This window comes from Paracoccus sp. (in: a-proteobacteria) (assembly GCF_046462195.1).
GTDB lineage: Bacteria > Pseudomonadota > Alphaproteobacteria > Rhodobacterales > Rhodobacteraceae > Paracoccus.
In genome coordinates, this window is the sequence record NZ_JBKGUN010000239.1 from 1 (window position 1) to 12,297 (window position 12,297).

The 12,297-nt window shown below is 61.1% G+C and carries 12 protein-coding genes; 5 read left to right on the top strand and 7 right to left on the bottom strand.

Features of this window, described 5'->3' with window-relative positions; genetic code table 11:
• Positions 1-136 precede the first annotated feature (136 nt).
• The 7 genes from ACLHHB_RS15120 to ACLHHB_RS15150 form a co-directional block, all read right to left on the bottom strand.
• Entirely contained in the window at positions 137-358 is a 222-nt protein-coding gene (locus ACLHHB_RS15120; RefSeq protein ID WP_410219119.1) for a carboxymuconolactone decarboxylase family protein, read from the bottom strand.
• Positions 359-769: 411 nt separating this feature from the next.
• Positions 770-1,318, bottom strand: a complete 549-nt coding sequence (locus ACLHHB_RS15125) for a hypothetical protein (RefSeq protein ID WP_410219108.1) — start codon at positions 1,316-1,318, stop codon at positions 770-772.
• A gap of 10 nt (positions 1,319-1,328) precedes the next feature.
• Entirely contained in the window at positions 1,329-2,477 is a 1,149-nt protein-coding gene (locus ACLHHB_RS15130; RefSeq protein ID WP_410219109.1) for a zinc-dependent alcohol dehydrogenase, read from the bottom strand.
• Positions 2,478-2,608: 131 nt separating this feature from the next.
• Entirely contained in the window at positions 2,609-2,887 is a 279-nt protein-coding gene (locus tag ACLHHB_RS15135; RefSeq protein WP_410219110.1) for a hypothetical protein, read from the bottom strand.
• 153 nt (positions 2,888-3,040) lie between these two features.
• The gene (locus ACLHHB_RS15140) at positions 3,041-3,961 is read right to left on the bottom strand and encodes a DUF389 domain-containing protein (protein WP_410219111.1); all 921 of its coding nucleotides are present in this window, start codon (positions 3,959-3,961) and stop codon (positions 3,041-3,043) included.
• Positions 3,888-5,312: an NAD(P)/FAD-dependent oxidoreductase gene (locus ACLHHB_RS15145; RefSeq protein WP_410219112.1), complete on the bottom strand. Its 1,425-nt coding sequence runs from the start codon at positions 5,310-5,312 to the stop codon at positions 3,888-3,890. Before ACLHHB_RS15145 ends, ACLHHB_RS15140 begins: the two co-directional genes overlap by 74 nt.
• Before the next feature lie 11 nt (positions 5,313-5,323).
• Positions 5,324-5,476 (bottom strand): hypothetical protein, encoded by a 153-nt coding sequence (locus ACLHHB_RS15150; RefSeq protein WP_410219113.1) that lies wholly within the window; start codon positions 5,474-5,476, stop codon positions 5,324-5,326.
• A gap of 139 nt (positions 5,477-5,615) precedes the next feature.
• Between ACLHHB_RS15150 and ACLHHB_RS15155 the strand changes: the two genes are divergently transcribed.
• The 5 genes from ACLHHB_RS15155 to ACLHHB_RS15175 form a co-directional block, all read left to right on the top strand.
• Positions 5,616-6,065 (top strand): erythromycin esterase family protein, encoded by a 450-nt coding sequence (locus tag ACLHHB_RS15155; RefSeq protein WP_410219114.1) that lies wholly within the window; start codon positions 5,616-5,618, stop codon positions 6,063-6,065.
• A gap of 98 nt (positions 6,066-6,163) precedes the next feature.
• Positions 6,164-7,543 (top strand): Rieske 2Fe-2S domain-containing protein, encoded by a 1,380-nt coding sequence (locus ACLHHB_RS15160; protein ID WP_410219115.1) that lies wholly within the window; start codon positions 6,164-6,166, stop codon positions 7,541-7,543.
• Between the two features lie 1,341 nt (positions 7,544-8,884).
• Complete coding sequence (locus ACLHHB_RS15165) at positions 8,885-9,052, top strand: hypothetical protein (RefSeq protein ID WP_410219116.1); 168 nt, start codon at positions 8,885-8,887, stop codon at positions 9,050-9,052.
• 757 nt (positions 9,053-9,809) lie between these two features.
• Positions 9,810-10,397 (top strand): tyrosine-type recombinase/integrase, encoded by a 588-nt coding sequence (locus ACLHHB_RS15170; protein WP_410219117.1) that lies wholly within the window; start codon positions 9,810-9,812, stop codon positions 10,395-10,397.
• A 586-nt stretch (positions 10,398-10,983) separates the two neighbouring features.
• A partial coding sequence (locus ACLHHB_RS15175) for a hypothetical protein (protein ID WP_410219118.1) occupies positions 10,984-12,297 on the top strand: 1,314 nt, incomplete at its 3' end.

Genomic DNA, 12,297 nt, shown 5'->3' on the forward strand with positions numbered 1-12,297 from the left:
TCGGAATTATCTCCAAGGTGTCGTGGGCAGTGATGCTGCATGTGCGGCGAACGGCAGCTTGGTCCCGCAAAGCGGCCCTTCGGCCGCCGCCCTGATCCGTCCGCTTTGCGGACGAGCCTGTCATCCTCCCTTGACGTCACACATTGCAAGCAGCGAAGGCACTTTTCGCCGCCGTGATCGCATTCATGCAGGCAGGAACACCTGCATAAACGGAAACCTGCAAGACGATCTCAATTATCTCTTCGCGTGTTACGCCGGTGTTGAAGGCGGCGCGGACGTGAAACTCCAGCTGCCCAGGAGCCGTACCCATGGCGGCCAACATGGCGACTGTCAGCATCGCCCGTGTGCGCAGGTCGATCCCCGGTTGACGATGTCGGTACCCTCACAAGCCTTCATCGGCACCATCTGGCTGTCTCTGCGCAAGAAGGATGACCTCAAGGTCCCTCGGATGTATTGCTGCCTTCTTCCGCTTGATCCGGCTCGCCGGCCGCACCAACCTTGTCCTCGCCCAGGATGCGACCGTCGGCTTGCCCACCAAAATCCTGACGTGTTTTGCGGCGTTTGCGACAGCGTGTCGTCCTGATAGTTGCGCGACAGCGTGTCGTCATTCAGAACGCCTTTGAGTCGCAGCTTTTCCTTAGCCTAGGCCCGATGCTCGGCGTGAGGGCCCTCCGAGTGACCTTCGGCCTCCCAGATCTGGTGCGCGCGTTCTGACATCCGGTCAGAGTTCTGCATGTCACCCTCCAAGGCTATACCTCCGACCAGTTGTTCACGAACCAGCATGTTCCCGTACCTTCTCAACTGCTCCGCCGCCTGATCTCTCTCTGGGCTTGCGGCAGAGCGTCCAGACAGCGGCAGAGACCGAAGCTGCAAGAACCAGCTTTCCGATCACGTTCGCCCGGTTGTGCTGCCACTCGGCGCGCAGGCCCATCTCGCGGGGGATGTTGGGGAGATGGCCGCGGGTCAGATCGCCAATGTCGCCCTCGGCCATGTTCAGCCGGTCGGCGCCCAGAAGGATCAGCCAGTGCCGCCAGTCGGACTCGCTGTAGGCGAAGGCCGCCCGCCGCAGGGCCCCACTGAGACCGCGTGGAGGGGTCGAGGTGCCGAACACCGCAGGCAGGCGGTTGTGTTCGATAGAGCGGAGGATCTCGACCGAGCGCGGCTGCAGGGGCGGCCGGGGCCAGTCCATCTTCCGCCCCCCTTCCTCCGTCCGCTGGCGGAAGGGATAGGTCGGGTCGTTGCGCGGGTCGATGTCGACGCCCCAACCCTTCACGCTGGCCGGATCGATCCGGCGGTTTTGTCGTTGGACATGAGCCATGGCAACCTCCTCAGGAACCGTTGGGATAGAGCACTGGCTTGATGCAGCCATCCAGCTTGCCCGAGAACATCCGGTAAGCATCGGGCACATCCTCCAGCGACAGACGGTGCGTGATCAGCGCCTTCGGGTCTATCACGCCGCTCCGCACATGCTCGATCAGGCGGGGCAGCAGCCGCTTGACCGATGCCTGATTGGCCCGGATCGTGATGCCCTTGTTCACGACATTGCCGATCGGCACCATGTTGCCGGTCGGGCCATAGACGCCAACGATCGACACGATCCCGCCCTTCTTGACCGAGTTGATCGCCCAATGCAGCGGAATGGCCGAGCCGGCCTGCCACTTCAGCTTTGTGCCGAAGAGGGTGTGCAGCGCGTTGCCGGAAGCGTCGCCGCCGACGGCGTCGATACACACATCGGCCCCGAGCGAGTCCGTCTGCTTCTTGATGAAGACGGCCATGTCGGGGATCTCGCGGAAGTCGTAGACCTCGGCGGGGCAGTAGCTGCGCGCAAACTCCAGCCGGTAGGGCTCCCGGTCAATGACGATGACCCGCCCCGCGCCGAACAGCCACGCGCAGCGGGCGGCCATGATGCCGACAGGACCGGCGCCAAAGACGACAACGGTGTCGCCGCGGGCGATGCCGCCCATCTCGGCGGCCTGATAGCCGGTCGGCACGACGTCGGTCAGCATCACCGCGTCGTCCGGGTCCATCCAGTCGGGGATCAGCGCCGGGCCGACATCGGCATAGGGCACGCGCACATATTGCGCCTGCCCGCCGTCATAGCCCCCTGCAGTGTGCGAGTAGCCGTAGATCCCACCGACCGCCGTCGCCTGCGCATTGGCCTCGTGGCAGTTGCCGAAGAGGCCTTGTTTGCAGAAGTGGCATTGTCCGCAGGCGATGTTGAACGGCACCAGCACGTGATCGCCCGGCTTGATGGTTTCGACCTCGCTGCCGATCTCCTCGACGATGCCGCAGAACTCGTGGCCAAAGGTCATGCCGACGCGGGTGTCCGGCACGAGCCCATGATAAAGATGCAGGTCCGAGCCGCAGACACAGGACCGCGTGACGCGCACGATCGCGTCCCGCGGGTGAAGGATCTCCGGCTCGGGCTTGTGGGAGACGCGGATGCGGTACGGTCCCCGGTAGTCGGCTGCCAGCACGGTGCGTCTCCTCTGTTCTAAACCGACGGTGCCATCACCCGGCGCCCTCTGTGCCAAAAGACGGTTTTTCTTTTGAGTCTGGGTAGTGTAACCGCCGCGGCTCGACGATGTTCCCGGCGGTCAGATTAGGTTTAGTTTTGCAGGATGTCGGGCGATGCCGTTGCAGCCGCTGCGCCTGCTCCTGTCTTCTCGAACATCTGCATCAGAGGAGCGGCATCTTGCTTCAGGTAGAGGTCGCTCATGATGGTGCCGACAACGCCCATGTCCGACAGCCGGACCAAGGCTGCATCGAATTGGAGGGACGAGCAGCCGATGGCTCCTCGCACGGCATGAGCGTCATGGGCTGAGGCCGGCGACAGGCCTGCCCAGTTCCGGAGCTCGTTCACGATAGCTGCTTCGATGTTGTTCATCACGGTAGTCTCTTGGTGGTCGTTGCTTTAGCCCTGTCAAGGACTGTGTAGTTCTAGAGCTTGGTCCGTAAAAAGGTTGTGTGCGTTGGCGCACAGTCTGAGCTGAACTGGCTGCTGGGCATGCCGTCGCGCAGACTGACAAGGCCGCAGGCATCATTGCTGCGCGGAACGGCCGAGCATGGCGCGCTTGACGCCGAAGACCAGCCCGCTGGAGATCAGCACGCAGGCGGCATCCACCGCCCAACGTCCAAGGCCCAGCAACGCGAGTTGCGGCAGGCCCGCGGCAAAGCCGATGCCGAAGATCGCCATCCCCGGCACCAGCGCCAGCGCGATCATCACGCCTGTCGCAAAGACCGTCTGGTGCGAGTTGACCACCAGCGCAACGGCAAGACCGGCAAAGAAGGCCACGGCGACGCTGCCCAGCTTGACGTCGGTCCAGAACTGGACCCAGTCCCGGCTTGGCAGGTCGGCCAAAGCCAGCGCCGGGTCCAGCCAAATCGCAGCGAACATGCCCCCCACGGCGCCCAATGCCAGCACGACATAGGCCAGAGCCGCCGACAGCACTCCGCGCCATGCGCTGTCGCGCAGTCCGCATGCCAGTCCTGCCGACACGCGGACCAGCGGCTCGAAGCCGGGGGCGATCAGCATGGCGCCGATCACGATGTGCAGGATGTCCTGCATCAGCCCGGCGCCCGCGACCGCCCCCGCCACCACCATCATCCCAAGGAAGTTCAACGAGGGGTTGGTGTCGCGCCGAAGCAGCGTGTCGATCTCTTCCCAGGTTGAGTCGCTGGAATCGCCTTCGATCATCTGCCGCCGCTCGCCCGAGGCCAGGCCAAGCGGCTCGTTGATGGCCATCGCGCCGCCAGCTTCGATCAGGCGCATGTCGGCGGCAACACGGACAGCGGCCTCAGCGGCCTGATTGGTGCCGCGCATCACCACCAGGTCGCCGGGCGGCAGGTGGGAGGCTTCCGGGTGAACAAGAATGGCGGCGACGCCGCTAAGCCTCTCCAGCCGTTCCAGCAGTTCTCGCGGGCGGTTCGGCGGCACGCTGATTTCCACGGTTCTTGGCATTCTCCGTCTCCTGCGGGTTGGGCATTGCTGCCTCCAGGTTGTCTGGCTTTCGCAGCCGGTCGCGAGACACAGGCGCGCTTGCCGGATCATCGTTCTCGATGAAGTCGCCGGCGATCAGGCGAGCGCCGCGTTCATAGGTCATGTAGCGCCAGAGCCACTGCATCGAAACGAGGAAGCGGTTCTGGAAGCCGACAAGCAGGTAGACGTGGACGATCGTCCAGGTTGCCCAGGCCAGCCAACCCTTCAGCCTGAACTTGCCCTGCTCGAAGACGGCGGCGTGGCGGCCGACGATCGCCGTGTTGCCGCGGCTGTTATAGCGGAAGGGTGGCAGCAGCGCGTCGTCCTTCAGATGGGCGGCCAGCGAGCGGCCCAGGTGGACCCTCTGCTGCTTGGCGACCTGTGCAAGTCCCGGCAGCGGGCGGCCTTCGGGGCCGGCAAACAGCGCCACGTCGCCAAGCGCATAGACATGCGGCAGGCCGGAAACGGCCAGCGTCTCGTCAACGGCGATGCGACCGGCGCGGTCGGTCGGCCCCAGCTGCTTGGCCAGGGGCGAGGCCGAAACGCCCGCTGCCCAGATCACCACGCCGACTGGCTGGCTGTGACCTGCGATGGTGACGATGGTGGGGCCGATCTCTTCGACCGGCTGGCCGGTGCGGACGGTGACGCCGAGCCGCTCGAGCCGCGCCGCGGCGTAGGCGGACATTTCTTCGGTGAAGGCGGAGAGAAGTCGCGGGCCCGCCTCGACCAGCGTGACACGCGCATCGCCGGGATCGATGGCGCGGAAGTCGCGCAGCAACGTGTGGCGGCTGAGTTCGGCAATAGCGCCCGCCATCTCGACCCCGGTCGTGCCGCCGCCGATGATCGCGATCTCCAGCAACCGCTGACGCTCGGCCGGGTCGGTGGCGCGCTCGGCCCGCTCGAAGGTCAGCAGAAGCTGCGAGCGTATGTGCCGCGCGTCCTCGATAGTCTTCAGGCCCGGCGCCCATTGCGCCCATTCGTCATGGCCGAAATAGCCGTGGCTCGCCCCGCTGGCGAGGACCAAGTACCGATAGCCGATCACCTGCCCGCAGCTGAGGCGCAGGTGCTGCGCCTTGGTGTCGATGGTCGTCACCTCGCCGAAGATCACCCGCACGGACGGATGGCGGCGCAGGATCTTGCGGATCGGCTCGGCCACGTCGGTGGCCGAGAGGGCGGCGGTTGCAACTTGGTAGAGCAAGGGCTGGAACAGGTGGTGGTTGCGGCGGTCGATGACCGTAACGCCGATCCCGGCGCGGCCGAGCGCCTTGGCGACCTCCAGCCCCGCAAAGCCGGCGCCGATGATCACCACCTCGCGAAAGTCGACCTCGGGCATCGGGCGGCCCTTCAAATGTCCGCCCGCTCGTCCGAGGCGTCCAGCTGCACATAGCGCCGCGTCACCGCATCGAGACCTTCGGCGATGGCCGCGGCCATGCGCCGTTCATGCGCGTTGCGCAGACCATCCAGAAATACATCCTGCACGCTCCTTGTCGTCGCCATGGGGCCCTCCGTCACTTGCTCAAGGCATCAAACCTGGGGCGGGTATGTTTATTCCCGCAGCCCGGCAGGCGGAACATTCGCATGTGGCGCCGGTTGGACAGGCGCGCTGGTCAGAAAGCCTGGCCATAGGAGTCGCAAGGTGAGCGAAGAACCCAAGGAGACGGACGACGTCACTCCCGCAAGGGCCGAGCAAGGTGGCAGCGGCCCGCAAAGCCTCACCGCCGCCCATGACTGGGACGTCCGGAAGGAGGTCATGACCGTTCGTCCGTCCCATCCGGACAGCTTCGAGCGGCAATCCGATGACAGCGGCCTTTCCCGCTTTCCGCTGGATATGACCGCTGCACCAGACCTTGCCGCCGCATTGTCCAGCCGCCGCCTGCAGCGCTTCGTCGAGGCGATCTATTGCCCAGAGACAGAGTTGGGCAGCCACTACATGCAGACCGAGCCCGCGGGCCAATATGATGGCTGGGTGTGGTTCGACCGCACAACGGCCCTGCTAGCCCCCACGACGGGTATGCGACATGTTGCACTTCCCCGGACTTGGCCCTTCGGCTTGCCTGCACATTCATCGAATGGAGGACCTTCATGACATCCCTGCCAGAGCGCTTTGCAGCATCGCTGGAAGCGGCCGAGAAACTGGATACTCCCGCCTATGCGGTGGCCGATGTTGTGACAACGGCACTTGAGGTGACAGGCACCGCTTCCCAGCCGATCCAGAACGTTCTGCACGGCACTTGGCTGGGTCATCCTCTTCATCCCGTGCTGGCGACAATCCCGGTGGGTACATGGACGATGGCGCTCGCGCTCGACAGCTCCGAGGCGCTTGGCCTTGCGAAGCAACGACACGTTGGCCGGGCTGCAGACCTGGCACTGAAGGTTGGCGTGGCCGGCGCCGTTATGGCCGCTGCGGCCGGGATGGCGGACTGGCGTCAGGTCCACGGGCGCGACCGGCGCACCGGGCTGGGACACGCAGCACTGAACACAGCTGCGCTTGGGCTGAACATCGGCTCGCTCGCGCTGCGCCGCCGGGGCCGCCGCGGCCTTGGCCGCGTCGTCAGCGGTGCCGGCTGGCTGGCTCTGGCAGCGGGGGCGTATCTTGGCGGGCATCTGGTGTATCGCCGCCGCATTGGTGTCGATCAGGCAGATCGCTCGCCCGAGCCGCGGGACTTTCATCCCGTTCTTCCCGTCGCCGAACTGAAGGAGGATCGCCCACGGCGCGTTGAGCTGTGGGATCCGGCGGCGCGGGCTATGGTCGGCGTGGTTCTGGTGCGTCATCAGGGACGCATCCATGACATGGGGTCGCGGTGTTCGCATATGGGAGGGCCACTTGACGAAGGCTGGGTCCAGAACGGCGGCCTCGTGTGCCCTTGGCACGGCTCTCGCTTCTGCCTCGCCAGCGGCCGGGTCCTCGATGGCCCGTCGACCGCGCCGCAGCCTCGGTACAAAGTGCAGATCAGGGACGACCAAATCGAAATCCGGCGCGTGCAAGAGCCCGGGGACGAGGCGCTCACGTCCGAAGAAATCGCGGCTGGGCGCGCGGAGGCTGAGTCTGAGGCTTACGCGGGCGCAGATGTGCCGCCCGGAGCGCGCAAGGCCGATGAGGTCCTGTTTGAGCATCACCAGCTGCTCCGCCGGCTGTTCGAGACCGTCGAGGCGATGGACTCCAGTGACCCGGAACGCCGGGACATGATGCGGCTTCTGGCCGGAGAGCTCGAGATCCACGAACATGTCGAAGACGTCATTTTCTATCCTGCCGTTCGACCTGTCAGCGAGGATGTTCCTGTAGCTCATGCCGAACATCAGCAACTTGCGGACATGCTGGCAGTGACGCTGCGCCTCGGACCGTCTTCGCCAGAGTTCGAACAGCAGCTCCGTGCGCTTCACGCGGCGGTTGACCACCATGCCTCATCCGAAGAGACGTCGATGTTCAAGGAGGCTCAACGCCTCGGCGAGGCGCGCCTGCGTCAGCTGGGCCAGCAGATCGAGCAGATGCTCGAGCACGAGCGCGAGTCACGGGCGCGCAGCGCCTTCCGTGCGTTGAAGATCCGCCTGTTGGAAGGAGCATGAGTTGGCATCGCCAGCGTCACCTGCGCGCACTGTTGTGAAGAAGCTGGCGGCACGTCACGGGTTGTGCCGGATGAAGAGGAGACCGCTTTCACATCTGAGATGCCGTGCTGAAGTGGGCACTGGTCAGGCAAGCCTGGCACGATGCGACGAGGGCGGTCCAAAAGGCGGAGATGGTGTCGCTGTGGACTGGATGTTCCGGGTGCCGCATCGAGGCCATCAGCAAAGGGAGTGCACGACGCTATCTGATCGGCAGGGACATCTCGTGATCCTGCTGCCTCTGCAACATACCGTTTTAGGAAATCTCATTAGTCGCAGGCGGCTCTTCCCAGTTGCGTCACCACGTCCTGATGTTTCGTGTCGAGCGTCGTGGTCATATTTGGCTTCACTTCCATCAAGAACCTTGGTGCGCAGCCGGATCGGCCGCTTGGTCCGCGGAGAGGACAATTGTGGCTGGTCTTGCTGCGGCTTGCATCAACGTCCGGTCTCAGGAAGCTGCAGCGAAGCAGTCGATGAAGGCCGAACGGCCTGTTTGAGTTCGCCATTTTTGCTGCACCTGCATTCGCTGCAGCCTGCACGAGTGTCGCTGATGGGCTCCTTACGTCGAATGCCCGGTCGCGACACTGGCGGCAGCTATGCGGGACGAAGCCGCCTTTTGAGGTTGCTCAGGTGAACACAAAATGAAGTTGATAGATGGCGGTTCTCAATAGGCGGACGGTCAAGGTAGGCGACGTTTTTTAAATTCTGACTTTGGAAGGTGTCTGTTACGGCTGGTGAACGCATACCCACGAGCGGTGGAAATTCGTAATCGCAGTGTTCCGAGATTCTTACGACAAGGAGCCCAAGGATTTCGACGCAGTGGTTGCGGGTGATTCGCAAATCATCACAACGTTCCTGACACAAGACGGTATCCGCAGAGGGCTTTTCTCGCTTATCGCTCACGTCGCAGTGCCTGATCATCTTCAGAATTTTCCTACTTTCAGAGCAACGAACAATCTGAAGGCCGACGATACCCTTTGGTTTTTTTGGAATGGGAAGCGTGTCCAGCGCCCTCTCACTGAGGCCGAGAAACGGTATCCTAGAGGACCAGCTTTTCCAAGCGCACCCCTTCTAATCGATATGATCCAGAAGGATTATCGGGTCGAACGGGACTACATTTAGTAGGCTTGTCACTGTCCGTTGTGGGCTCTCAACGTGTCGCCGCGCTCGTATCAGCATTACGAAAAAGGAACGCGGAGCATCTCTGCGGAGCTCTTGCGCCAGCTCCGGGCATGCCATGGACTTGCTCCGAACTGGGTCCTGCTGGGTCAAGGTCTGCCCCGCGAAGGTGAGGATGCGGAAGCCTTGGCCGCCTTTGTCGAGGAGCTTGGTGCCCATCTGGTCGCGACACAGGCGTCGCTGCCGCCGAAAAACCAGGGCAAGATCATATCTGGGTGGTGGAAGGCCTTGCGGGATGGAACCCGTGTAGGGATGCCGGATGTCATGCATTGGGTCGATCTGCTGAAAGAGTGAGGTGACGCGTGCCGCCATTTTTGGTCGACCGGGGACTTGCGCAGATTGATCTTGAGCGGGCTTGGGCGCGGGCCACGGCGCACAGCAGACGGGCGGGGTCCGTCTATGCCACCAGCGCTATCGTGTTCGCTTTCGGCCAGATCAAGTTTTCCGCATTTGTTCCTGTCGCGGAGGCTTCCCTTTGGGAAGTAGCCCTCTGGCTGTCGTCCGCTGCGCTTCTCTTTCCGACATTGCTTTGGTTCGGACATGCAATTTGGAAGGAGTGGCAAGCCTACAGGCGACTGGCAACGCTGATCGGCCATCCAGGTGCATCTATCAGTTCCACAGGACACGCGCGCTTAGACCTGTTCAAGGAGTTCTGTCGGGCAGGACGCGGCTGACACCGGATGAGCTTATGTGAATGTCCGTCCGTACGATGCACAGTCTCCCTAATAGGGAGACATCAAGGAGCAACGAGAGACACGATGACACCTCGCCACCATCCCGACCGTCACGACTTGGATGACTGGGCCCTTATGGACCCAAAAATCCCGAGATCAGCCAGCTTGTGGATCGATTAGCCTTTGACCACGGACTGCGGGTGAAGGAGATAGAGGATTTCATTCTGCAGGCGCTGAAGAACCGCCTCGATCAAGAGGAGGCGCGCCAGAAGCCCTGAACGCTCACTTTTGACAGAATACGCATTTTGTAAAGAGTATGATCAGGCCTGTGAGGCCAGCGCGCTTGTTTCCTTAGTTTTCACGGATCCGCCAAAACGATGCCCAAACGGCGAAATGTCGAAAGTGATGTCGATCTGGCCGCCGATGCGCATGAACGCGGTCGGGACTATCTGGGCCTTGCCCAGATCGACAAGCTTCTTACCAGCGCCAAGGCGGGTCGCCACGGCGCCCGCGACCATCTGCTAGTCCTGATGATGTTCCGGCACGGGCTGCGGGTCTCTGAAGCCACTTCCCTGCGCCGGGACCATGTCGACCTGACGCAGTCTCGCCTTTGGGTGCCGCGGCTGAAACACGGGCTGAGCGTCGAGCATCCCGTCGAGGGAGACGAATTAAGGGCGATCCGGCGCTGGCTTGGCCAACGGGAGGACCGGCTGCCTTGGCTGTTCGTTTCCGAACGGCAGCAGCCGGTTACCCGACAGGCCGTCAACTATATGTTGGCGACGGCCGGGAAACGCGCGGGTCTCGGCCATGTCCATCCCCATATGCTACGCCATTCCTGCGGCTTCGCGCTTGCCAATCGTGGCTACGACCTGCGCTTGATCCAAGATTATCTTGGTCACCGAGACCCACGGCACACCGCGCGATATACGCGGACAGCTGCTAGTCGGTTCGATGGATTGTGGTAGAAGCTCGCCTCAGCGGCGGCAGAAGAAAGGGCGGCAAGCCGACGGACGGCGGTGCGGCAGAGCGATCACAGAGACACCGGAAAAGCGGTTGCTCAAGCAACGCGCGGCGAGGCGGCTGCGTGCCGGTCTCAAGGACGGTTTCCGGCCATTCGCCGCACACGTGGGATAATCCAAGACTACCCTACAAGCGGACATCCAGCTGGTAGACCTGTAGAAGCCTAAGGGCATCGACGCAGTTTGGGGGGGAGCCGCCGGACAGCAGAGCAGCGCAAATCCGGACCTCATGTCTGGCAGCAGACGCCCCTGGAGCTGGCCGTAGGCCGACGATGAGCATAGGCTCGATATGCCTTCATTGAAGCGCAACATTCGAAGGTCGCTGCTACCCGAGAGTCCATTATGATCACTCGAAGCCGCTAATCCGCTAGCTTACATCCTACAACCATTCTACTTGTGTTGGAGTGTAGGTTGACGAGGAATTTTTACATATGCAATCTGAAAATTATAATAGAATTCATTTGGAGCATGTCTTGAATAGTAAGTTGGCTGCCTGCCCTCCACATATTCGCCGCCGGAGTTTTTTCTAGCTATGCCGCGGAATAAGAAATCTAATCGCTCACGGCATGTAAATCTGAAAAACCTCGTTAGAGGTTCAACTGGCGGGTCTGTCGCTGTAGAGGCGCTTAAAATATCTCTTAAGCCTAACGAGTCCGAAGTTTTCTCTTCATGGCTCAGAAAAACGCATCCCTTTTCACAATACTTTAAGCACCTACTCCCAAAATCTGCATCTACTATTAGCGGTCTCAAACTCGGATTTACTCAAGGCTTCGATGAAGAATTCTTTTGGGCGTTAGGAATTCTGCGTTCCGAAAAAAAAGCGCTCATGGTTTATGTCAGACAGCGCAGGTCGTTTGACATAGCGCTTGAAGGCGGTGACTTTGAACAAGCTCTCTTGCAGTTGTCTGAAATTACAAGATCTGTAGGCTGGTCTCACCATGCTCTAGGAACATTGTGCTACCTTATCGGTCAGACCGGAGGTCTAGAAGCTCAAAAGGACTGGATTGAGCGGAACATTTTCTCCGAAACGAAAGCGCCAATCTCATTCTTCGCATATTGGATGGGCGTTAGAGCAGAGCCTGGCGCAGACGCAGGTGTCTTCGAGGCTTCTCTCAAGAGCTACATCCGAAGAATCGACAATGCAGAAGAAGAGGTCTTCCTCGAGCATATTCTTCTTGGTAGCGCGGCTTCGCCCGAGCATGAGGCTACCCTACTTAGGCAACTGCAAAGCCAATCGTTAGTCGATCTCTATGAAGGGTTGGTTAGCCAAGCGATGGCTGCGGCATCTGATTTCCGCAGCACCTCGAAGATGTACTTCGATGAGTTCATGCCTCTGATGAAAGAACTGAGAGATGAAAGATACCTAAGAATATCAGTAGCAATGGGAGATCTTACGGCCTTCGAAAAGATACACTCAGCGGAAACTGGCTGGAGCCCATCACGAGAAGTTAACTTCTCCAAGCGACTAACCTCAGAACCAGCACATCCTGCTCCCAAAAATTTCGTTGACCTAATTAAATCTATACGAGACACCGGCTCCAACGAAAAAGCCTTAAGAGCTAAGCTTGCGAAATATACTTATTCATCCCTCTGGAGTAGATTAAGTCAATTCGCTGGCACGGCACACAGGCTAAGAAGCGCAACTTCAATCGACGAGATACTGCTCCAGTACCGAATTCGTTTCTTGCACGACGACGGTTTAGATCCCTTCTTGCTCTCAGTGCTACATCCTCAGCTTGTAGAAGAATACCTAAGAGACTTATCTGATCGGGAAAGCTTAGAGCGCGTTTCAAAACCATGTGCTCAGGGCACGAAGGCAGATGATGGCGCATGCCAGAGTAGTGAA